14 protein-coding genes are annotated in these 25,434 nt (G+C 37.6%); 10 read left to right on the forward strand and 4 right to left on the reverse strand.

Going from position 1 to position 25,434, the window contains the following annotated elements; translation table 11 throughout:
• Positions 1-2: 2 nt before the first annotated feature.
• Together C8N46_RS15225 and C8N46_RS15230 are read right to left on the reverse strand one after the other, a co-directional pair.
• The gene (locus C8N46_RS15225; RefSeq protein ID WP_108115773.1) at positions 3-1,583 is read right to left on the reverse strand and encodes a RagB/SusD family nutrient uptake outer membrane protein; all 1,581 of its coding nucleotides are present in this window, start codon (positions 1,581-1,583) and stop codon (positions 3-5) included.
• 28 nt (positions 1,584-1,611) lie between these two features.
• Positions 1,612-4,527, reverse strand: a complete 2,916-nt coding sequence (locus C8N46_RS15230) for a SusC/RagA family TonB-linked outer membrane protein (protein WP_158269166.1) — start codon at positions 4,525-4,527, stop codon at positions 1,612-1,614.
• A 313-nt stretch (positions 4,528-4,840) separates the two neighbouring features.
• On the opposite strand from C8N46_RS15230, the gene C8N46_RS15235 reads away from it, so the two are divergent.
• The 10 genes from C8N46_RS15235 to msrA all read left to right on the forward strand — a co-directional run bounded on the left by C8N46_RS15235 (position 4,841) and on the right by msrA (position 21,574).
• On the forward strand, positions 4,841-5,881 hold the full coding sequence (locus C8N46_RS15235; RefSeq protein WP_108115775.1) for a LacI family DNA-binding transcriptional regulator: 1,041 nt from the start codon (positions 4,841-4,843) through the stop codon (positions 5,879-5,881).
• 481 nt (positions 5,882-6,362) lie between these two features.
• The gene (locus C8N46_RS20910; RefSeq protein WP_245896882.1) at positions 6,363-7,970 is read left to right on the forward strand and encodes an MFS transporter; all 1,608 of its coding nucleotides are present in this window, start codon (positions 6,363-6,365) and stop codon (positions 7,968-7,970) included.
• On the forward strand, positions 7,963-8,619 hold the full coding sequence (gene pgmB, locus C8N46_RS15245; protein ID WP_108115776.1) for a beta-phosphoglucomutase: 657 nt from the start codon (positions 7,963-7,965) through the stop codon (positions 8,617-8,619). The genes C8N46_RS20910 and pgmB overlap by 8 nt, the downstream gene beginning before the upstream one ends.
• 81 nt (positions 8,620-8,700) lie before the next feature.
• Positions 8,701-11,007 carry a glycoside hydrolase family 65 protein gene (locus tag C8N46_RS15250; RefSeq protein WP_108115777.1) on the forward strand — a complete coding sequence of 769 codons (2,307 nt, stop codon included), beginning with the start codon at positions 8,701-8,703 and terminating at the stop codon, positions 11,005-11,007.
• Positions 11,008-11,710: 703 nt separating this feature from the next.
• Complete coding sequence (locus C8N46_RS20565) at positions 11,711-11,875, forward strand: hypothetical protein (protein WP_158269167.1); 165 nt, start codon at positions 11,711-11,713, stop codon at positions 11,873-11,875.
• Positions 11,876-11,925: 50 nt separating this feature from the next.
• Entirely contained in the window at positions 11,926-13,845 is a 1,920-nt protein-coding gene (locus tag C8N46_RS15255) for a glycoside hydrolase family 13 protein (RefSeq protein ID WP_108115778.1), read from the forward strand.
• A gap of 632 nt (positions 13,846-14,477) precedes the next feature.
• Positions 14,478-16,544, forward strand: a complete 2,067-nt coding sequence (locus tag C8N46_RS20915) for an alpha/beta hydrolase (protein ID WP_245896884.1) — start codon at positions 14,478-14,480, stop codon at positions 16,542-16,544.
• 3 nt (positions 16,545-16,547) lie between these two features.
• A complete protein-coding gene (locus C8N46_RS15270) occupies positions 16,548-18,935 on the forward strand; it encodes a glycoside hydrolase family 31 protein (protein ID WP_108115779.1) in 2,388 nt (795 codons plus the stop codon).
• Between the two features lie 18 nt (positions 18,936-18,953).
• Positions 18,954-20,396: an alpha-amylase family glycosyl hydrolase gene (locus C8N46_RS15275; protein ID WP_108115780.1), complete on the forward strand. Its 1,443-nt coding sequence runs from the start codon at positions 18,954-18,956 to the stop codon at positions 20,394-20,396.
• Positions 20,397-21,034: 638 nt separating this feature from the next.
• Positions 21,035-21,574: a peptide-methionine (S)-S-oxide reductase MsrA gene (gene msrA / locus C8N46_RS15280; protein WP_108115851.1), complete on the forward strand. Its 540-nt coding sequence runs from the start codon at positions 21,035-21,037 to the stop codon at positions 21,572-21,574.
• Between the two features lie 14 nt (positions 21,575-21,588).
• Here the strand turns inward: msrA and C8N46_RS15285 are convergent, their stop codons facing one another.
• Positions 21,589-24,258 (reverse strand): outer membrane beta-barrel protein, encoded by a 2,670-nt coding sequence (locus C8N46_RS15285; RefSeq protein ID WP_108115781.1) that lies wholly within the window; start codon positions 24,256-24,258, stop codon positions 21,589-21,591.
• Positions 24,259-24,442: 184 nt separating this feature from the next.
• Positions 24,443-25,426: an HTTM domain-containing protein gene (locus C8N46_RS15290; protein ID WP_108115782.1), complete on the reverse strand. Its 984-nt coding sequence runs from the start codon at positions 25,424-25,426 to the stop codon at positions 24,443-24,445.
• Positions 25,427-25,434: the final 8 nt, after the last annotated feature.

Raw genomic sequence — 25,434 nt, forward strand, 5'->3', positions numbered from 1 at the left:
TTTTAGTAACCTGGGTTTTGAGTTAAGTTAGGGTTTGCGGTAATGTCCGTAGAAGGAATTGGGAATAAGTCTCTAAAGGCTTCTGTTGTTGTTCCGTTTTCAACATTTCCCTTCCATGGCCATACACCTTGGTCTGAGAATTGTCCGAAACGAATTAAATCTGTTCTTCTGTGACCTTCCCAGTATAATTCTCTTGAACGTTCTGATAATAAGAATTCGTCTGTGATTTCAGAGAAACCTCCAATTGGCGTAGCGTTTGAACGTTGTCTTACCAAATTCACATATTGTACTGCCAATCCTTGGTCGCCTTGTCCACTTCTTTTTACCGCTTCCGCATACATTAAGTACGCATCTGCCAAGCGGAATACAGGGAAATCTGTATCGATAAAGTCGCCCGAAGCATCCGATCCTGGCACTCCTTGGCTCGTAACATTTTTAAATTTTTCTACTGCATATCCATCGTTGAAGTTGAATACATCTGCAATTTCTAATTCTTGACCATCTGTAAAGAAGTTGGCTCTATCATCTACAGACATTGCTCCATTAGGAAACTGATTCACGAACGTTTTTGTTGTTCTAATTCCGCCCCAACCTCCGTTGATACCGAAAGCTGCTGCGCTCATATTTCCACCAACTGGTGCGTGTACTAAGAACGTCATCGCTCCAAATCCTTGTGTGTTTAAACCATCAGAGTTGAAAGAGAAAATCATTTCGTTTTGCGCTCCGTTGGTGTCATTATCTGCTAAGAATAATTCGTCATAATCTGTATGTAACGTATATCCAGCTCCGATAATGTTTTCCAAGTATGGAATTGCTTGTGCACTTTGGTCTGTACCTTTGTACACTTCTGCATTTAGGTGTAATTTTGCTAATAACATCCATACAGCCGCTTTGTCAGCTCTTCCGTATACATTTTGACGTGCATCAATCATGATTGGCTCAATTGCTGTCAATTCAGAAACGATAAAGTCAAAAACTTCTGCTCTACTTCCTTGTGTAGGTAAGAATGCTCCAATTGGGTCTTGTTCAGTTACAAACGGAACGTTTCCAAACATATCAATAGCATGCCAATAGCTTAATGCTCTTAAAAAGCGCACTTCAGCTTTGTAAGCTGCTGGCAAGAATTCTGATTCTGGCACATCAGCGGTTGCTCTTAGGAATTCATTCGAAATAGAGATTTGGAAATAAATTCTGTTGTACATTGCTGTGATAAATTCATTGGCTGGCGTCCAAACTTGCCAGTTAAGGTCATGAATTGTTCCATCATTCCAAGCAATTAACGCTTCATCAGTTGTTAATTGTTGGTGTTTCCAGTATTGTCTCAAATAGTTTGAGAATCCTTCATCAATTCCTGTAATATCAGGATTACCCGCAGGACCTTGTTGACCACTTACAACAAAACCTGCATAAATTCTAGCAAGGAATTGCTCGTACGCCGCAGGATCGTCAAAAACGTTCGCTGCCGACTGCTCTACAATTGGCTCTAAGTCTAGCTGATCTTCACAAGACGTGAAGCCTAAGCTAGCTACCAATACTAGTAGCGCAATACCTATACGATTTGATTGTTTTCTAATTGTTTTCATCATTGTGTGTATATTTGGTATTACTTTATTATAAATTTAAGTTAATTCCCATTAATATGTTTCTTGATCTTGGATAGAAGTTGTTGTCAATTCCGCCATCAATTTCAGGATCTAATCCGTCATAATCTGTAAGTACGAATAAGTTTTGTCCTGTTGCATATACGCGTAAACGTGTGTTTTTGAACGCTTCTTCAAACGTATATCCGATTGTCAAGTTGTCTAACTTTAAGAATGAAGCATCTTGTACATAGTAATCAGAGAATAATTGCTGATTTTGGAAACCTGTATCTAAGATTGATGCATTAACGTTATTGATAGAGTTTGCACCAAATAGAGATTGTACATTTCCAGTGTTAGATGCTACGTTATTATATGCAAAGTTACCTAAACTTGCGCGTAATGTAAAACTGAAATCAAAATTTCCGTATTGCATGTTTGAGTTGAAACCGAAAACTGCGTCCGCATTCGGGCTTTTGTAACGGTATCTATCATCAACGTCAACAACTCCGTCACCGTTAATATCTACATACGCACCTTCAATTGGTGCTCCGTTTGCATCATAGATTTGCTTGAATACATAGAACGAGTTTGCTTCAAATCCTACAGAGTTGATTTGGATAGTGTTACCAACTCCACCTGCAATTCCTCCTGTTAATGAACCTGGAGATGTTGGATCGTCTGTTAAGAATAGTTTCGTGATTTCGTTGTCGAAGAATGAAACGTTGAAGTTTGTATTCCACGAGAATTTTTCCGTATCAACAATCAACGTGTTTAAGTTGATTTCCAAACCTCTGTTTTCTAAGTTACCTACGTTTGTAAACAATGCGTTTGACAAGTTAGTTCCTGCTGGTACTGGAATAAAGTTGATTAAGTCTTCTACTTTACGCTCATATACTTCTACAGAACCTGTAATGCGGTCGTTTAAGAATCCGAAATCCAATCCTAAGTTGATGGTTTTAGAACGCTCCCAACGTAAGTTTTCGTCATATTCTTCTGGACGAATCGTGGTTACAAAACGAGGCGAACCGTCAGGATTGTATCCAAATTGGTACTGAACTCGTCCGTCACCTGTGGTATAACGTGGAATGTATCCGTAGTCTTGACCAAATTCTTGCTGACCAGTTTCTCCGTACCCAGCTCTAAGTTTTAATTGCGAGAATACTTTTGAATTTTCCATGAATTTTTCCCCCATAATATTCCATCCTAAAGAAACACCTCCAAAAATATCAGAGCGATCATCTGGATTTAAACGTGAAGAAATATCATTTCTAAGGTTTAACGTAATTAAGTACTTGTCTGCAATAGAAACATTGGCTCTACCAAAGTAAGATTCTAAGGCGTTTTCAGTTTTAAATACATTTCCGTTCACTTCATCCAATCCTGTAACGTTTTGGAATCTGTTAGATCTGTAGAAACTTTGGAAAGAGTGACCTGCTGTAATATCAATGGTAGTGTTAATGCTTTCAATATCTTTTTTGTAAAAAGCAAATACATCTAGCAATTGCGTTCTGTTTAACGTGTTGTTGGTTCCGAACAATCCTTGGCTGTTAAAATTTGAAGCGGCAGTTGGTGGAATTACAAATCTTCCATCTACTTCATTATAGTCGTATCCACCTTTTACCGTTACTTTTAAATCTCTAAAGAATGGTAAGGTATAATCAATCTTTAAACTTCCTGTACTTCTTTTTGTTTCAGCAGTACTATCATTTTGTTCTAATAATCCTACTGGGTTTCGTACAGCAATGGTGTTGATAGTTCCGTCGTTGTTTACGTTTTCCGTGTATCCGCCAAAAGGACTGTTTGGATCGAATACGGATTGTGTAGGGTCAAAAGAAACCGCTGCTCCAATAGCACCTTGGTTTCCAAATTGGTCATTTAAAATAGCTCCTAATACATTAGCTTCAATTCGTAAATCATCGTTTAGCAAACGCTGTACAAACTTTAAAGAACCTGTCCAACGATCAACTTCTGAAGTACGTAATGTTCCTTCTTGCGTTACAAAACCAACAGACGCTCTATACGTTGAATTGTCAAAACCTCCAGAAACAGTTACGTTTGTATCATGCGTTAATGAACCTCTGTAAATTTCATCTTGCCAATCAGTACTTGTATTCCCTAATTGTGCAATTTGGTTTGCATTTCCATTTGCCAATACCAAATCTCTAAACTGAGTTGATGACAAGATATCAACTTCGTTTACATTGCTACCTACAGAAGTAAAGTGATTTACATTTACATTTAACTGACCAGATTTTCCTGTTTTTGTCGTAATTAAGATAACACCACCTGTTGCTCTCGATCCGTAGATAGAAGCAGCAGAAGCATCTTTTAATACCGTAAAGGATTCAATATCGTTCGCGTTAATGTAGTTTAATCCTGCACTTCCTTGATCTAAAGGAACTCCGTCAACAACAATTAACGGTGCTGAACTCGCAGACAACGAAGAAACTCCTCCTCTAATCTTAATAGCAGAACCCGAACCTGGCGCTCCACTTGGCGGCGTTACTTGTACACCTGCAGTTTTACCTGCAATTAATTGTTCTGGAGAAACGATTGCTCCTCCGTTAAAGTCATCTGATGTTACCGACTCAACGGCTCCTGTTACATCTTTTTTAACGGCAGAACCATATCCTACAACGACAACTTCGTCAAGTGTGGATGCATCTTCCTCCATAGCAACATCGATTGTAGCTTGTCCTGTATACGCTATTTCTTGTGCTTTATAGCCTACATAGGTAAATACAATGATTTGACCATTATTGGCACTAATTTGATAATTACCATCAAAATCGGTGGTAGTTCCAGTGGTTGTGCCTTTAATCACAACGTTCACTCCCAATAAAGGAGTTCCGCTAGATTTTTCAGTAACAACACCTGTTACTTTTGTTTGGGCAAGCATTCCAATGGGAATCAAAAAAGCCAAAAACAAAATAAATTTTTGCATTTTCTTCATTTGTTTAATTTTTTATTTTCAAAATTGTCGTAAAATAATCACGCTTTTTTGTTGTTTTTCTTTCGAGTTTTTCATGACAAAATCCGTGATAATTTTGATTAAATACTTTATATTTTTACCTCTCGATGTTAAAACTATGTAAAATTTGAACAATTCAAAATCTAGGCACAACTTTTGCTTTCACGCAAACGTTTTCGTGTTGAAAACTTTTATAAACATTGGGTTTTAACCATTTAAAAGGGTGTATTTTTAACAAAAAAATAAAATTTCGTAGCTTTAATTATTGATATCTTAAAAAACCCTCATGAAGCGAAAAGTAACTCTCAAACAAATAGCCAAAGAATTAGATGTTTCTGTATCAACTGTTTCGAAAGCATTAAGAAATAGTAAAGAGATTAGTTTGGATACCAGAACGAAGGTTCAGGCATTTGCCAAACTGTATAATTACCGTCCAAATAATATCGCCTTAAGCCTAAAAAACAAACGTACAAAAACGATTGGCGTTATTATTCCTGAAATTGTGCATCATTTTTTCTCAAAAGTGATTAGCGGCATAGAACAAGAAGCGAATAATAGAGGCTACAATGTAATTATTGGACTGTCGAATGAATCGTTTGATAAAGAAGTCATTAATATTGAAATGCTCGCCAACGGAAGTATTGACGGATTTATCTTGTCGGTAGCAAAAGAAACTCTATTGCTACAAGACTATCATCACTTTTATGAAACCATCAATCAAGGAATGCCGATTGTGATGTTTGACAGAGTTGTGAACGAAATCGCTTGCGATAAAGTGGTAGTTGATGATAAGCTAGGCTCCAAAAAAGCGGTTGCTAAATTGATTGATAGTGGTTGCAAAAACATTGCCCTTATTACTACAAAAGACTATGTAAACGTTGGAAAACTCCGAACGCAAGGCTATTTGGAAGCCTTGGAAGAACATAAAATTGCGCCAAAAGCTTCTCTTATTATTAAAGTAGGAGAAAACAAAGACAAAGACATTGAGATAGAAACCTTGGAAAAAGAAATTTCTGCATTGTTTGAAAAAGAAAAAGATATTGATGGAATTTTTGCCGTAAACGAACTCTATGCTATTTCTGCCATGAAAATCGCCATTCAAAAAGGCTATAAAATTCCTGAAGAACTATCTATTATCGCTTTTACTGATGGTGTACTTTCCAAACATTCCATTCCTGCACTTAGTACCATTAGTCAGCATGCGCTAGAAATGGGGAAAAAGTCGGCAACCATGTTAATTGACAAACTAGAAGAATTGGTAGAAGAAGAAAAATATCAAACAGAAGTCATCAATACTACCTTAATAGAGCGTGACACCACCAAATAAGAATCAAACATAAATTACAAAAGAAAAATAAAGAGCATACAAAGGACCATTTTTAACGTGAGTTCGATATAACTATTTTATTATACAACTGATTACTAATAGATTATGCTCAATGTCAAATCGAGCATTATCGTAGATACCGAGCATAGCTCATGAGATTCCTTTGAAATTATCAATTCTTAGTTATTCTCGACTGCGCTCGAACTGACAATTAGTTATTTCTCAGTGAATTGTGTATTACATAGTGATTTCTTAAGTCGAACTCACGTATTTTAATAAATTCGTGATTTTCAGTCGCCAAATTGTTAAATTTTCAACGAATTACGGTTCAGATTTTCAATTTCTTAGTGGCTGTTTCAAAAAAACAACTATATTTACACCATAAATATCAAGACTTATATTTTTATCTCTCACCCAAAAAGTAAGTTTTGATAAGTCATAGCGCTTATCGTAACATAGTACTAACTAATACATTACGATAATGGAAAAGCGTAAATTAAGTTTCTGGGAAATATGGAACATGAGTTTCGGTTTCTTAGGAATTCAATTCGGATTTGCCCTGCAAAATGCCAACGTCAGTAGAATTTTTGAAACATTAGGAGCTAGTAAAGATGAGCTGCCTATTTTATGGTTAGCCGCACCTGTTACAGGTTTGCTAGTGCAACCAGTTATTGGATATTTTAGTGACCGCACATGGCATCCTAAATTTGGAAGAAGAAGACCTTATTTCTTAATTGGAGCCATTTTAGCCTCTATTGCTTTAGTCATTATGCCTAACTCTCCTATGTTGTGGGTTGCCGCAGGAACGCTTTGGATTATGGATGCTTCCATAAATATATCTATGGAACCTTTTAGAGCTTTTGTTGGTGACTTATTACCCAACGAGCAACAAACAAAAGGATATGCCATGCAAAGTTTTTTCATCGGAATTGGAGCCGTTGTCGCTTCTATGCTTCCGTACATGTTAAAAAACTGGTTTGGTTTTGTAGATGACCCAAGTGAAACGGGAATTCCGTCTTCTGTCAAATGGTCATTCTATTTAGGTGCCATCGCTTTTTTTGGTGCTGTATTATGGACTGTTTTTACGACAAAAGAATATCCTCCTGAGGATATGGAAGAACATGAAAAAGAAAAAAATGTAGGTGTTTTTCAAGGTTTAAAAGAATCCTTCTTAGGAATCTTTAAAATGCCTAAAACCATGCAGCAATTATCGTGGGTACAGTTTTTTAGTTGGTTTGCCTTGTTTTCTATGTGGATTTATACAACGACAAGTATTACAAGTCATGTGTACGATATGAAAGTTTCGACAGCGGAATTTACAGAAATGCAACAAAGTTTTACGCCTTTAATGACTGAGGAAGTAAAGACAAAAATCAAAGAAGTAGAAAACCTAAGCTTCTCAGAAAAACTCAAAGGTATGTTTGTTCCCAACCCTGAACGAAGCAACCTGAAAAAATTAAGCGCTATTGACCGAGAATTGAACGCCACTGCTGAAAAATATGCAGGAGACGACACTGTTTTGTTATCAAAAGGACTCATTAGTTTCTTTTTAAGTAAAGACGTTACCATAAGTGATGCACTAAAAGAACGTCTCAACTACAACAACTCGCAATACGAAACAGGAGCGGATTGGGTAGGTATTTGTTTTGCTGTATACAATGGTATTGCTGCAATATTTGCAATATTCCTTCCTTTCTTAGCTAGAAGATTAACTCGAAAAGTAACACACATGCTATGTCTAATAGCTGGAGGAATTGGATTAATTTCAATTCTATTTATAAACAATGATTGGCACTTATTGCTATCAATGATTGGTGTCGGAATTGCTTGGGCAAGTATCCTTTCTATGCCGTACGCCATGTTAGCAGGTGCTTTACCTACTAATAAAATGGGGTATTACATGGGCGTTTTCAATTTCTTTATTGTGATTCCGCAAATCATCTCAGCTGGAATATTAGGATATCTACTAAACAAACTTTTCAATGGCGATCCTATATATGCATTAGTTATTGGAGGAGTTATGATGATTCTTGCTGGAATATTAACATTACGAGTAAATGATAACCCAACAGCAGAAATTAATGAATAAAAAAGGATTTATATTCGATTTAGATGGTGTCATTGTCGATACTGCAAAATACCATTACCTCGCTTGGAAAGAACTTGCCAACGAGCTGGGTTTTGACATCACACTCGAACAAAATGAACAACTCAAAGGTGTCAGCCGCATACGCTCGCTAGAAATTATTCTTGGCTGGGGAAATGTAACACTCACCGAAGAAGAGTTCATGAAATACATGGCGGAGAAAAACGATAACTACTTATCGCATATCGCACAAATGGATGCTGGAGAAATTCTGCCAGATGTCCCAAAAATATTAAACTATTTACAAAAAAAACAGCAAGGAATTGCACTGGGTTCTGCCAGTAAAAATGCACGCAAAATTCTACAAAAAGTAGGACTATTTAATGTATTTGAAGGTATTGTAGACGGAAATGACGTCAGCAAAGCAAAACCAGACCCAGAAGTATTTCTCATTGCTGCCCAAAAACTAAACATCACACCCAAAAACTGTATTGTATTTGAAGACTCCGTAGCAGGTGTCACAGCCGCCAACACCGCAGAAATGATTTCCATCGGAATCGGTTCTGAAGAAACGTTGGGACACGCCGATTTTGTTTTCAACGATTTTACCGAAATACAAACAAGTTTTATAGAAGAATTAATAAAAAGATAGCTTGGAAATTGGAATCATCCTCGCGAAAAATCTAAAAGCGAAGCGGTCTAATATCTAATATCTAACATCTAAGTAAAAAAAATGAATCAGAATTATATACAACCAGACAATTGGTCGATTATCGAAGAAGGATTTGATACAGAAAGTGTCAAATCTTCCGAAAGTCTCTTTAGCATCGGAAATGGCGCTATGGGACAACGAGCTAATTTTGAAGAATACTACTCTGGACCTACCTTTCAGGGAAGCTATATTGCCGGAGTATATTATCCAGACAAAACAAAAGTAGGTTGGTGGAAAAATGGCTATCCAGAATACTTCGCCAAAGTACTCAATGCACCTAGCTGGATTGGTATCAACGTATATGTCAATGATGAAGCGTTGGATTTATTCACGTGTAAAAAAGTAGCCAATTTCCGCCGCGAACTCAACATGAAAGAAGGTTGGTACGAACGCTCTTTTATAGCGACACTTCCAAACGACATTGAAGTGGAAGTTACAGCCAAACGTTTTTTAAGTTTAGACATCGACGAAGTTGGTGCGATTGCGTATAGCGTACAACCACTCAACAGTGATGCAACCATCAAATTTACACCCTACTTGGATGCCGGAATCAAAAATGAAGATGCCAACTGGGAAGAAAAATTCTGGGAAACCCTACAAGTCAAAGAAGAAAACAATCAAGCGTTTATTGTTGCCAAAACGTTCAAAACGGAGTTCCATGCGTGTACCTTCATGCAAAATGAATTGTTTTTAAACGGCAAAAAGTTACAGCTACCAACAAACGCCTCTGAAAAAGAAACAGAAATATCCTTTCATTACACACAACAGGTAAAAGCCAATGAAATCTTTACCATCCATAAATTTGGTGGATACACAGTGTGTATGAATCACGACAAAAACGAACTCATCGCAGCTTCCAAAAAAGCCTTACACAATGCAACTTCGCTAGGGTTTGAAGCCTTACTGCAAAACCAAAAAGAAGCCTGGGCAAAAATTTGGGAAATGGCAGATATCACCATTGAAGGCGATGTAAAAGCACAACAAGGAATTCGTTTCAATATCTTCCAACTCAATCAAACCTACTTAGGAAAAGATTCACGACTCAACATTGGACCCAAAGGATTTACAGGTGAAAAATATGGTGGAAGTACCTATTGGGACACCGAAGCCTATTGCATTCCGTTCTACATGACGACAAAGGACCAGCAAGTAGCACGAAACCTGTTGCAATACCGTTACAATCACTTGGAAAAAGCGATTGAAAACGCACAAAAACTCGGATTCAACAATGGTGCAGCACTCTATCCAATGGTAACGATGAACGGTGAAGAATGCCACAACGAGTGGGAAATCACTTTTGAAGAAATTCACCGAAATGGCGCTATTGCTTTTGCCATCTACAACTATACACGTTACACGGGCGATTACAGCTACATTCCAGAAATGGGCTTAGAAGTCATGATTGGAATTGCACGCTTTTGGCACCAAAGAGCAAGTTTCTCTACGGCGAAAAACAAATACGTAATTCTTGGTGTTACCGGACCAAACGAATACGAAAACAACGTCAACAACAACTGGTATACCAATTATATTGCGCAATGGTGTATCAAATTTGCCAACGAACACATTGAAAAAGTAAAACAAGAATACACGGCAGATTACGAGCGTATCATGCAAAAAGTGCGTTTATCGGAACAAGAAATCTCTTCATGGATGGAAGTTGCCAACAACATGTATTTCCCGTACAGCGAGCAATACGGCGTGTACTTACAACAAGATGGTTTCTTGGACAAAGACTTGGTAAGCGTAGCCGATTTAGATGCTTCGCAGCGACCAATCAATCAAAAATGGAGCTGGGATCGCATTCTACGTTCGCCATACATCAAACAAGCAGACACCTTACAAGGATTCTACTTCTTTGAAGACCACTTTACACAGGAAGAACTGGAAAAACACTTCAACTTCTACGAACCATTCACCGTACACGAATCGTCGCTTTCACCATGCGTTCATAGCATTCAAGCAGCAAAACTGGACAAAATGGACATGGCGTACACGTTCTATCTCAGAACCTCGCGTCTCGATTTGGACGATTACAACAAAGAAGTAGAAGAAGGTTTGCACATCACGTCCATGGCAGGAACGTGGATGAGCATTGTAGAAGGTTTTGGCGGCATGCGCATGAAGAACGACACGCTTTCCTTTGAACCACGAATTCCAGAGCAATGGAACGCATATTCGTTCAAAGTCAACTATAGAAATCACATTCTCAAAATCAACGTCACACAAAACGGAACCACTTTCGAGTTAGAAAAAGGTGACAATCTAGTGATTTTGGTCGATGGGAAAAAAGTAGCCGTTTCGCCAAACGATTTGGTAACGGTTTAAAAATAAGGAGCTATTTCCTGCTTTCCGTTGTATCTTTTTTTGCCACTTATCAAAGCAAAAAAAGGATGCCACTGCAATCAGGGCTAATAAGAAACGATGACGTTTCATACCAAACATAGTGAATATAGTAGTGAGTAGTGAGATTTTTTTTGTCATTCCGCACTTGATGCGGAATCCACTAGGATATGCTATGGATTCCTGCCTACGCAGGAATGACATTGTATAAATGAACAATCAAAACGTCACTTCGAGTGATTTTATGAAAGAAAATAGTATAGAGAAGTACTTTGAAATCATAAATCATAGCAATATTTGTGATTGAAGCAATGCCAACATTGGTACATTTTCAAATTATCAAATTGCTACATTAACCAAACGTCACTTCGAGTGATTTTTGAGTGTACTGAGCCTGCCGAAGTGTACTCAAAAATAGTATAGAGAAGTACTTTGAAATCATAAATCATAGCAATATTTGTGATTGAAGCAATGCCAACATTGGTACATTTTCAAATTATCAAATTGCTACATTAACCAAACGTCACTTCGAGTGATTTTTGAGTACACTAAGCCTGCTGAAGTGTACTAAAAAATAGTATCGAGAAGTACTTTGAAACACAAAATAATAAAACAATAGCATCTCAATGCTAACTACTAATTTTTAAATGATGAAAGAAAAACATAAAGTGACATATCTATCAAAATATTGAAAAGCAAGGCAGCAGCGTTGGATAAAGATGAAAAGCTGTTTGAGCGCAGCGAGTTCTTTTCATCTGTGGCTGCGGTTGCCGTAGTCTTTTCTCATATTTTTATAGTAAGTCTTGACTTTTTTGGTTCGTTTTTGTGTCAAGACAAAAATGAACGTTACTAAAAGTTTTATTGAATGTACAAATGAACTTGAATAATTAAAATACACTTCAGATGAAAAAACTACTCATACTAATCACACTCATAAGTTGCTTCTCGTGCAAACAATCAGAAGAAAAAACAACGGCAAACACTTCATCTGAAACTATAACAGAAGTCAAAAACGACCTCGGACGTGTAGAACCGCCACATTGGTGGACAGATTTCAAAAACACCAAACTCCAACTCTTAGTCAAACATCCAAACATTGCCACAGCAACACCAAGCATTGCAAACAGTAATATCAAAATAGAAAAGGTACAAAAAGGAGAAAGTCCCAACTATCTGTTCATCGATTTGGATATTGCCAAGGCAACAGTTGGGAAATTCAACATCGAATTCAAGCAAGAAAACGGAGAAATTCTCACGCAAACCTACGAACTCAAAGCACGCACAAAAGCGGCTGACCAATACATCGGTTTCGACAGCTCCGACGCTATCTATCTTATCACGCCAGACCGATTTGCCAATGCAAAACCTGAAAATGACATCTTTGAGAATTTAAACGAAAAAACCATCAATCGCGAGGATGACTATGCGCGACACGGCGGCGATATCAAAGGAATTACCACACACTTAAACTATATTGACGACTTAGGATTTACCGGAATTTGGTCATGTCCATTACTCACCAACGACATGAAAAGCGGTTCCTATCACGGTTATGCCATCACCGATTACTACCAAGTCGATCCCCGATTCGGAACGTTTGACGAATACAAAGAATTGGCAGACAAAGCCAACGAGCGTGGCATGAAACTCATTATGGATCAAGTTGCCAATCACTGTGGTTTGGAGCATTGGTGGATGAAAGATTTGCCATTCAGCGATTGGGTAAACTATCAAAAAGACTTTGAAAACGGTGAAAAAATAACCTTTTCCAATCACAGACGTACTACAAATCAAGATATCTATGCTTCGCAAAGCGACAAAAAAGGCATGAGCAACGGTTGGTTTGTAACCACAATGCCCGATTTGAATCAGCGCAATCCATTCATGGCAAACTACATCATTCAAAATAGCATTTGGTGGATTGAATCCTTAGGTTTAAGCGGAATTCGCCAAGATACCTATCCATATCCTGACAAAGAATTTATGAGCAACTGGGCAGGCGCGATTATGACCGAATATCCAAACTTTTCTATTGTGGGTGAAGAATGGAGTTACAATCCGCTGTTAATTGGCTATTGGCAAAAAGGCGCAAAAAACAAAGACGGCTACGAAAGCAATCTCACCTCAACAATGGATTTTGCAATGCAGAGCAATACTGTACAAGCATTGAACGAAGAAGAAGCATGGGACAAAGGTTTGGTGAAAATCTATGAAGGTTTGGCAAACGATTTTTACTATACAAAACCAAAAGACGTGATGATTTTTCCAGACAATCACGATATGAGCCGCATCTTTACACAGCTCAAAGGTGATATTGCCAACACAAAAATGGCGCTGAGTTACCAACTCATGTTGCCGAGAATTCCACAAATCTATTACGGAACTGAAATTTTAATGAACGATTTTGAAAACCCTGGCGATCACGGGTTAATCCGAACAGACTTTCCTGGCGGTTGGCAAGGTGATACCGTAAATGCCTTTACAGGAGAAGGTTTGACAGACGAACAAAAAGACATGCAAGCGTATCTCAAAAAACTATTGAATTTCCGCAAAAACAACACCACCATTCACGAAGGAAAAACAGTGCATTTTGCGCCATTCATGGGAACGTATTTCTTGTTTAGAACCTCTGGTGAGGAAACCGTAGTGCATATCATCAACAAAAATGACAACCCAATTACGATAGATTTAAAACGCTATGCAGAAATGAACCTAAAAGGAAAAACGCTCAAAAACGTAATCACAGGCGAGCAAATGACGTGGGGCGATGACATGGAATTCAAAGAAAAAGGAAGTATTATTTTGACAACCAAATTGAAATAGCTGTGAGATATGAGTAGTGAGTAACGAGATTTTTTTTGAAATCAGCTGTCATTCCTGCGTAGGCAGGAACCCATAAAATATCTTAGTAGATTCCGCATCAAGTGCGGAATGACAAAGTATATATAAGAAACCAAACCGTCACTTCGAGTGATTTTATGTCATATCGAGCGCAGTCGAGATAGATATGAAATAGTATCGAGAAGTACTTGGAAACAAAGTTTAACTAAATATAAGATATGAGTACTGAGTAGTGAGAGATTTTTTGAAATCAGCTGTCATTCCTGTGAAGACAGGAACCCATAAAATATCTTAGTAGATTCCGCATCAAGTGCGGAATGACAAAGTATATATAATAAACCAAACCGTCACTTCGAGTGATTTTATGTCATATCGAGCGCAGTCGAGATAGATATGAAATAGTATCGAGAAGTACTTGGAAACAAAATTGAAATAGATGTGAGATATTAATAGTGAGTATTGAGATTTTTTTTGAAATCAGCTGTCATTCCTGCGTAGGCAGGAATCTATAAGTAATGTGACTCAATACTAATCTAAAAATAAAATTGTCATATCGAGCATTATCGTAGATACCGAGCGTAGCTCTAGAGATACTTTAATAGTAAAAACATTTTATGAAATTAAAACCAACTTTACTTATAATTATTCTCCTTTTCCTCTCATGCAAAGGACAAAAAAAAGACGACAATACCGACGGTAAAAAGTCTGTCACGTTTGTTGTGACCAATTTGCCCGAAAATCACAATTTTTCTAAAGACATCTATATTTCAGGTGATTTTGAAGGCTGGTCGGGCGGACGACCTGAATTAAAACTAGAAAAAAAGGATAGTACTTACTACAAAATAACACTTCCAAATCACCGAGAAACCATCAATTTCAAATTTACACTCGGAAGTTGGGAAACCGTTGAACTCGACGCGCAACAGCAAAATATTGAAAACCGAACCTATACGTTCAAAGAACATCCTGAAATGATTCAAGTTACCATTGGTGCTTGGTCTGATGGAAGCGAAAACGAAAAAATTTCTACCAAACAAGCCAATGTAGAAACTTTTGCAGAAAAGTTGGAAATGCCGCAACTCAATACCACACGAAAAATTCAAGTGTATTTACCGCCGAATTATGAAAATTCCCAAGCATCGTATCCAGTTGTATATATGCACGACGGACAAAATGTGTTTGACAAAGCAACTTCGTATTCGGGTGAATGGGAAGTTGATGAAACGCTTAATAAACTACATGAAACACATGGTTTAGAAGTCATCGTAGTGGCAATTGATAACAGCGAAGAGCGCATGCAAGAATACACCGCTTGGAAACATGAAAAATACGGAACGCCAAAAGGAAAAGAATATGTAGAATTCATCGCGAAGACACTAAAACCAGCTATCGACCAAAAATACAGAACCAAAAAAGATGCTCAAAACACTGCCATCATGGGAAGTTCTATGGGCGGATTGATTTCACATTACGCTGCATTTGCGCATCCTGATGTGTTTGGAAAAGCAGGCATCTTCTCGCCTTCGTTTTGGTTTTCGGAAGAATTATTTTCCTTTACAAAGTCACATCTGGTGAACGCCAACAACTCAAAATTATACTACTTAATGGGCGAAAAGGAAGGTGAAGGTATGCTTGAGAATTTCAATAAAATGCTTTCGTTACTGCAAACGAATAACTTTCCAATAAAGAACTATACAGCAAAGTTTTCTCCCGATGGCGTTCACAGTGAAACCTTTTGGCGAAGTGAACTCAAAGACGCTTTACTTTTTCTATTTTCTGATGACATACAAAAACAACCAAGCGACAAACCTATTGCGAAAGAAGTAACAACCGCGAAACTTTCAGCTGGGAAACTCATGCGTGTCGTGGACTTTCCTTCGCAATATATTGTACCAAGAAATGTTGATGTTTGGTTGCCAAATAACTATTCGTCTGACAAAAAGTACAAAGTCTTGTATATGCACGATGGACAAATGCTATTTGATGCTTCTACTACGTGGAACAAACAAGAATGGAAGGTTGATGAAGTAGCTACAAAGTTAATGAATGAAGCTACCGTATACGAGTTTATAGTAGTGGCTCCGCACAATATTTCCGAAATTCGCTGGCAAGATTACTTTCCTCAAAAAGCATTTGACTATTTGAGTGCAGACGTTCAGAAAAAATTTCGTGAAGAAGCGGAGAAAAATAATTTCTCCTTACAATTTAATGCAGACAACTATTTAAAATTCCTTACGGAAGAATTAAAACCGTATATCGACACCACCTATTCCGTCAAAACCAAACGCGAGCATACGTATGTGGCTGGCTCCAGCATGGGTGGTTTGATTTCGATGTATGCCATGTGTGAATATCCAGAAGTTTTCGGTGCTGCAGCATGTATTTCCACACATTGGGTGGGTGCGCGACCGATGGAAAACAATCCGCTTCCTGAGGCGTTTTTCGCCTATATGGATGTGCATTTGCCATCACCTAAAACACATCGTTTCTATTTTGATTATGGTACTGAAACGCTAGATAAACATTATCCACAATACGCACCCAAAGTAGATGCCGTTTTTAAGAAAAAAGGATATACCAAAGCCAATTTTGTAAACCGAAAGTTTGAAGGTACCAACCATTCAGAGAATTCGTGGCAACAACGATTGCACATTCCGTTAACTTTTTTACTAAAGAATTAATTTATGAAACTATTTAAAGTTCTATTCATAATATTTATAAGTGTTCAGTTTTCGCTGGCGCAGAATGAAAATCGAACGTATCATCATGCCTCTTTCGATGGAAAATCAACACTGACAGTTGAAGTCAGTGATGGAATCTATTATTTACAGGCATACAATACAGAAATTATAGAAACAACCTTTATCCCGAAAGGAGAAAAACCACAAAAAGATTCGCATGCTGTGGTTATGAAATCTACATTTCCAACTATTAATTTTTTACAAAGCAAACAAGATGTCCGATTTGAAACAGAAGGCATTTCGGCAGAAGTAAAATTCTTTCCTTTTCAAATTTTATATTTCTACAAAGGAGAATACATCACTTCTGAGAAAAAAGGCTATCAAAAAGTTGAAAATGGCGAAGCAATTGAATTCAATCTTTCAAATGACGAAGTATTATACGGCGGCGGCGCGCGTGCGCTAGGTATGAATCGTCGCGGAAATCGTTTAAAATTATATAACCGCGCACATTACGGATACGAAACACATTCGGAATTGATGAACTATACAATGCCGATTGTACTCTCATCCAACAAATACCTACTGCATTTTGACAACGCGCCGATTGGCTATTTGGATTTAGACAGCAAGAAAGACAATACGCTTACCTACGAAACCATTTCAGGACGCAAAACCTATCAAGTGATTGCGGGCGATTCTTGGGAAGCGATTTTAGACAACTATACCAATTTGACAGGAAAACAACCATTGCCACCACGTTGGGCATTTGGAAACTTTTCGAGCCGTTTTGGCTATCATTCGCAAGCGGAAACCGAAGCGACCATTGCAAAATTTAAAGAGGAAGAAATTCCCGTAGATGCAATTATTCTCGACTTGTATTGGTTTGGAAAAGATATTAAAGGCACGATGGGAAATCTGCAAGTGTACAAAGATTCGTTTCCCGATGCCAAACAAATGATTCAAAACTTAAACGAGCAAGGTGTAAAAACCGTTTTTATTACCGAACCTTTTGTGTTGACAACATCCAAACGTTGGTATGAAGCATCGAATTTGGGGATTTTGGCAAAAGATTCTATTGGAGAACCGTATAAGTTTGACTTTTATTTTGGAAATACAGGCTTAATTGATATTTACAATCCGAAAGGAGAACAATGGTTTTGGAATATTTACAAAGAACTCGCTGATTTAGGCGTTGCAGGCGTTTGGGGCGATTTGGGTGAACCCGAAGTTCATCCTGAAAAACTCATCCATCACACTGGAACTGCCAATGAAGTACACAACATCTACGGACACGATTGGGCGCGATTGGTCTATGAAGGCTATGCTAAAGACTTTCCCAATGTGCGACCATTTATTTTGATGCGTGCGGGCTATTCAGGTTCGCAGCGTTACGGACTTATTCCGTGGTCGGGTGATGTCAACAGAACTTGGGGCGGATTGCAATCGCAGCCCGAAATTGCGTTGCAAATGTCTTTACAAGGTTTGAGTTATATGCACTCGGATTTGGGCGGTTTTGCAGGCGCAAATTTGAATGATAATTTATACATCCGTTGGTTGCAATACGGGGTGTTTCAACCAATTTACCGACCGCATGCGCAAGAAGAAGTGCCGAGTGAGCCTGTGTTTCGTTCCGCACGAGCGAAAAAATTAGCCAAAAAAGCGATTGAATTACGCTATCAACTATTGCCTTATAATTATACACTTGCTTTTGAAAACAACCAAAAAGGCACACCATTGATGCGTCCATTGTTTTTTGAAGAAACCGATAACAAAAAATTATATACCAATGCTTCTACCTATTTGTGGGGACACGACTTTTTAGTGACGCCGATTCTAAAAGATAGCGTAGCAACAAAAGAAATCTATTTTCCAAAAGACGCCGTGTGGTTCGACTTTGAAACGGACGAGAAAATACTTGGTGGGCAAACGAAAATGGTGAAAACGAAGGAAACTGCAATTCCAGTGTTTGTGCGTGGTGGCGCATTTATTCCGATGGCAAAACCGATGCAAACCACGGCAAATTACGACGCCAATCAATTAGAATTGCATTATTATCACGATGAAACTGTGGCTGAAAGTGAACGCACGCTCTATAATGACGATGGCGAAACTAAACATGCTTTTGAAAAAGGCATGTATGAGTTGTTGGAATTTGAAAGTGAATTTGAAAACAATCGCTTGGAACTAGAATTGGAAGCAGAAATTGGCGAAAACTTCACACCAACCACCAAAGAAATTGACGTGATTGTTCACAACATTCAAAAAAAACCTAGAAAAGTAAAATTTCGCGGAAAGCGTGTTGACTTTAGTTGGAGTAAAAATAATAAAACTCTCCGCTTTACCATTACATCGAACACCAAAAAAGAACGTGAAATTACGATTAAACTATAGCAATTAATACAAATACCAATGAAAAAACTAAGTCTACTATGTATGTCGGTGTTATTTCTTTTTTCGTGCGAAACAAAAAAGAAAGAAGCTGATACTACACCAAAAGAAGAAAAAGAAACGACCATCGCAGCGGTTTCCGCTGATATGATGGAAAGTGCTGTTATTTACGAAGCCAACATTCGTCAATACTCTAAAGAAGGTTCGTTTGATGCCTTTACAAAAGACATTCCGCAACTGAAGCAATTGGGCGTAAAAGTAATTTGGTTGATGCCTGTTTTCCCTATTTCAGAGACGAAGCGAAAAGCTACGGGAGGAGATTTTGCAAGTAAAATTGAAGATCCTGAAGAACGTAAAAAGTACTTGGGTAGTTACTATGCCGTTTCAGATTTTACCAAAATCAATCCTGAGTTTGGAACGATTGAAGATTTTAGAGAATTGGTAAAAACGGCGCACGACAACGATATGTATGTAATTTTGGATTGGGTTCCAAATCACACAGGTTGGGATCATACGTGGTTGAAAACGAACCCTGAATTCTACACTAAAAATGACAAAGGCGAAATTACCGATCCGTTAAACGAAGATGGAACGCCTGTAGGTTGGGCAGATGTTGCCGATTTGAATTACGACAACAAGGAACTGCGCAAAGAAATGATAAAAGACATGCAATATTGGATAACCGAAGAAGGCGTAGATGGTTTCCGTTGTGATGTGGCTGGTTCTGTTCCGACAGATTTTTGGGAAGAAGCGATTTCGCAATTGCGTGCTAAGAAAAATCTTTTTATGCTGGCAGAAGCGTGGGAACCTGAGTTACTAAAAGGAAATTTGTTTGATATGGTCTATGGTTGGGACACACACCATGTGATGAATCATGTGGCACAAGGAGAAGCAACAGTAGCTAAATGGGATGCGCGCATGCAAGAAATTGATTCGTTGTATGAAGACGATGATATTTTGATGAATTTCGTCACCAATCATGATGAAAACTCTTGGAATGGTACAATTGAAGAGCGTATGGGCAAAGCTGGTCCAGCGTTTACAGCTTTAATTTATGCAGCACCAGGAATGCCGTTGGTGTATTCGGGACAAGAATACGATATGAAACACCGTTTGAAGTTTTTTGAAAAAGATGAAATTCCGAAAGAAAAAGGCGAAATGTGGCCCTTGTTAGAAAAGTTGGGAACACTTAAAAATACCAATGTTGCGTTACATGGTGGAAAAAATGCGGCTTCCTATACAAAACTTACCACAAGCGAAGCTGATAAAGTGTTGGCATTTAAACGTGAAAAAGATGGTAAAAAAGTGTACTACATCGGAAACTTATCTGATGAAGCTGTGATTACCAAAATTGACTTAATAGGAAGTTTTACTGACTATCTTACGGACGGAGCGGTAATGTTCCGAGAAGGACAAGATGTGGCGTTACAACCGTGGCAATATATGATTTTGATTGCGGAGTAGGTTTTAATGTAGCGATTTTTTAATGAAACAATGTAGCAGTTGTTTCTACATCTTTGAAAACATCCTTGCAAGGAAACATGGCGAAATTATCCGTCACTTCTCGCAAGGATGTTTTTTTTGTTTTTAGATGTTGATTTCGTCTTTGCGAGAAGCAAAACCGACGCGGGAATCTGGTAATTCTAAAACGGAAATGTGCTTTGAAGTATAAGATTATTTCCTCGCAAAGGAGAACATATAAACAACAAAAAGAGCCTTCTTGCGAAGGCTCTTTTCTCTTACCAAAAATTGGTTATTATTATTTGGGGTCTTAGGGTAATAAGGGAAATAATTTATAACCAATAAATTACTTTAACCATGAAAAAAAGTTAAGTCCAAATATAACACCTCTATTCCACAAAACCCTATATATTAGACAATAACTTATAATACTTCGATGAATGAATAGTTTTTGTAGATGAATGTAAATGCTGCTGACAAATTACTGTTAATTTTTTTCATTTTTGTTGCTTTTAGGCTAGAAAAAAAGCTACAAAACAGTACATAAATAACAGCTTTTCGCCATTTTTAGTAGCTCTATTCGAAGGATTGAAAAAAGTTTTATCAGTATCTTTGTGTTCTTGTTTGAAAAAGAAAACCTCATGAAACAAAAAAATATACAAATAGCGACCATCGCTGGCGGTTGTTTTTGGTGTACAGAAGCCGTTTTTCAAGAAGTAAAAGGTGTTGAAACTATTGTTTCTGGCTATACGGGCGGAACCGTTCCTGGAACGCCAACGTATAGAGAAGTTTGCTCTGGACTTACAGGACATGCAGAAGCAATTCAGTTAACATTTGATGCAGATGTGATTTCTTTCAGAGAAATTGTAATCATTTTTATGGCAACGCACGATCCTACTACGTTGAATCGTCAAGGTGCGGATGTCGGCACGCAGTATCGTTCTGCTATTTTTTATCATGATGAAGAACAAAAGCAAACAGCGGAAGCCGTTATCAATGAGCTTTCTGAATATTATGATGATTCTATTGTAACCGAATTAGCTGCGGCAGAAACTTTTCATAAGGCCGAAGCTGAACATCAAAATTATTATAGACAACACACACAGCAAGGCTATTGCAGTTATGTGATTACGCCCAAGCTAACAAAACTTCGCAAGCTGTTTGCAGATAAGTTGAAGTAATCGTTTGTATTCAATCACTTAGGTTTGGGTCGTTTTTTCTTTAACGAATTAAATCGCCAATCAAACGTAAGCATAAAGAAACGTTGTAATACGAGACTTTGCGTGTTTTGAATAAAGTCGGTTGTTACAATGCGTCGCGTGTTTATATTTTGATCGAGTACATCGTACATTCGGAGTGATAGACTAGCAGTATCGTCCCAAAAACTATAGGAAATTCCACTATTCCACGACCAAGCATACTTGTCAAAATCGCCTGAAACGTTCGGATTATAAATATAGCGCACTCTATTTTCCCAATGCAATCGCTCAAAAATTTGTATTTCTGAAAACAGATTCAACTCATGCATGGTGATTTCTTCATCGTTAAATCCATCAAGTGAATACCGTGTTTGGGAAAAATTTAAATTGTAGTCTGCGTTGATGTCCAATCGCTGTTTCCACTCAAAATCTACACCAAGAGACGGCGTGTACATAGTGGTTTTTACATCGTACCGAATGTCGTTGTTAAAATTGATGCGTTTGCTATGATTTATCGCACCGTTCAAGCGTATTCGCATGGCGCTTGATGTATTCAATTGTAACTGTTTGTACACATCTACATAGCCGTAATAATTGTAATTTCCATCAATGTTCACAAAGGTTGTTTCGCGTACCAAATCGTCATCAATCGTATATCTGGACACGACGCGATTGTTGTCTAACGTCACTTTCAATTTTCCAAAAAGTCCATATCCTTTTTTAAAATTATTTGTTCGGTAATCTACATGAAACGCATAGCGATTTTGCGGTTGTAAGTTTGGGTTTCCTCGTACAATATTCAACGGATCGGTAACATCGGTAAAGGTTTGCAATTGTGATAACGACGGAATCATGTTGCTTAATTGCGCGCCAGCATTCAATACCGAGCGTCGATTGACGCGATAGCGAATTCCTCCCGAATAGGTAAAAATATCAAAGCTGCGTTTTATATTGAGTTCGGGGCGCAATTGATCTTCGTTTTCTAAGGTTCTAAACGTATAATCAACGTTGAAAAAAGCATTTATTTTTTTGTTTCTATAGTTAAATTTCACACTCGGAACAGATGCTATATTTCGATTGGTAAAGTCCGAACTCAACACATCGTTAAAATCGCTAAACGCTTGCTGATTCGTATTAAAGTCAAAAACTGCTTTATCACTTTCGTCTTTTTGAGAGAAGTAATTGTAATTGACATCCATAAAGATTTTTTTCTTATAAATGGGGACTCTAAACGTAATTCCCGCATCAAAACTAGCATTCATATCGTCCGTATCGGTAAACTGATTCCGCAGAATATCACTTGAAGTTGAATTGAGAAACAACAATTCAGACGCGACAAAGGCATCACTGTCAAAGTTTCGTAAATCTTGATTCAGCGTAAGCTTGATAAAAGCTCCTTGCTCACCTATTTTTTTGGTGAGATGTAGTGTGTTTCGAAATTCGGTTTGCGCAGCATTATCCGTAGAATTTACTGTTGAAGTGTTGATTAATTCATCAAACTCGTCAAAAGTTTCAGCACTGCTTTTGTAATTACGTTTACTGGGCAAACTGGCAAAACTTGATTGTAAATTCAAGTGCATGGTTTCTCCCAAAAGCGTTTGATATTCCAAATCCATAGTATGACTTCGGTTTTCCGTAATAGAACGGTCGCGGAGATTTGAAAAGTACGGCGCTTCGGGGACAATGTATTCGGTAAATTGTGTTTTTTGGTTTTCGAGTTCCGCATCACTATACATGTAATTTACCGATAATGAACTGTATTTCCCTAAGTCTTCATTGTAAGAAGCTCCTATTTTTTGAATTGTTCGAATGCCTTTTGTGCTAAAACCTATATTGGGCGCATTGATATTGTTGCCTGTAGCTATAAAACTGAGGTTTCTACTGTTGTTAAAGCGATTGTAATTTCCTGTCAATTGATAACGGTCGTTATCACCTACTCCTGTGGAAAGTTTCCCAAAAGCGCCTTTGTTGTTTTCTTCTTTGATGACCAAATTGATGGTTTTGGCATCGCCGCTTGCCTGCTCTCCTGTAAAAATTTCAGAATTGGTTTTGGAGTCGGTAATTTGTAATTTTTCAATGATTTCTTTGGTCAAATTTTGCGTTGCCATTGTAAGATCGTTGGGGAAAAAAGGACGTCCGTTGACCAATATTTTATTTACGCGAACACCGTTGACCGTGATATTTCCGTCAAAATCAACTTGAACGCCTGGTAGTTTTTTGATAAAATCTTCCACACTGGCATTTCGTTTGGTTTTGAATGATTTTGGATCAAATTCGAGTGTATCTTGCTTGATGGTCACAGGCGAAGTAGATTCAATCATCACCGCATCGAGCATGGAACTATTTTCTAAGTAAATAGGTTTTAAAGTAGTTTTGGATTGAAGCGTAATTTTTTTGGAAAAGGTTTTACTTCCTACATACGATACAAAAAGCGTGGCTTCTTTGTAGGCTGTGTTTCCGCTTAGTGTAAATTCGCCTTTACGATTGGACGTCGTGTATTTTATCAGCGAATTGTCTTTGTTGTTTTGTAGATATATCGTGGCAGATTCCAACGGAATGCTATCCATCACGCCGCTGACTGCACCTTTTATTTCAAAGTCAGTGCTTTGCGCCATGGCTGTAGTAGCAAATAGCAAAAAGTATACTATGTACATACTTTTTTTCATGTGGAATCGTGTTATTTTTTTAGTGTTTTTCTATTTTCTTTTATTCTTTTTTTAGCTAGAATTTGGCGTGTAAATCCTCGAAAATGAGCGTTTGCTATTTTTAATTGGTGATAAAATTAGTTTTGTGTTATGTAAGCAATCAGAAGAAAGCTTGTTCTTTGTAGAAAATGTGACGTTGGTTTTTTTAAGCTTCCAACGGTACACTTTGTGAAATGGTCGTTTTAGTTTTTGGTTTGGAAAAGGTAAATCCTGTTACCAACTGTTTTAAATCTATTGGTTTGTCGATGTAAAATGCGGTGATATTCCAAAACATCATAAAGGCTGCAAAGAAGTATAGCTCTAACAAAACTCCGATACCAATGTGCATGAGCAATGTTCCCATTAACCAAAATTTTCTAGTTTTTTTGCTCCAGATAAAAACAGGATAGAGAATTTCAATCGCTAAAACGCCCCAACCTAATACAATGAGTATGTATGAGTTTTCGGCAAGCCAAGTAAAGTCAAAATTGAAAACATTGTTGGCGCTCCATAAGTTGATTGATTTCCACATGGCTTCACCATTCCACCATGTAATTCCTGTCGCTTTGGAGATTCCTGCAAAGAAATATACCAAGCATACATTGATTTGTAATAAGCGTTTGAACAGCGTTGCGTTTAAGTTTTTTCGGCTTCTTTTTTTGAAAATAATATTGTCAACAGATAGATAGTATCCTGAAGGAAAGATAACTAAGTAGAATAATGACGTTACCACAAATCCGTCAATTCCGTAAATATAAGTTCCTGCGTAAATAGATTTGTACAGAATAAGTGTTGTCAGCGCTGAAAATCGTGTGCAAAATCCAATCATCAAAGCAATTACCGATAGTATAAATACTGTGAGAAGACTTGTAATTGTAATACTTTCTGGTATTCCGTAGCCTTCAAAAAAGGTAATAATTTGCGTGAAAGAAACCATTTCTTCTGGGAGTATAAATTCTCGAATATCGTACGGTATAATGCCATATTTCCCAAATAGTTTCGTAAAATCAAGAATAATACTCAACAGATGAATTAGGATAAAAACACTCGTTCCTATTCTGAAAAAAGCGATAAATGTGCCTTTGGTATTGTCTTCTTGAAAGAAAAACGATTGTATTTTTGATGCGATGGTTTTGCGTGAGATGTTCATGGCTTGTG

The organism is Kordia periserrulae (assembly GCF_003054265.1).
GTDB classification, from domain to species: Bacteria; Bacteroidota; Bacteroidia; order Flavobacteriales; family Flavobacteriaceae; genus Kordia; species Kordia periserrulae.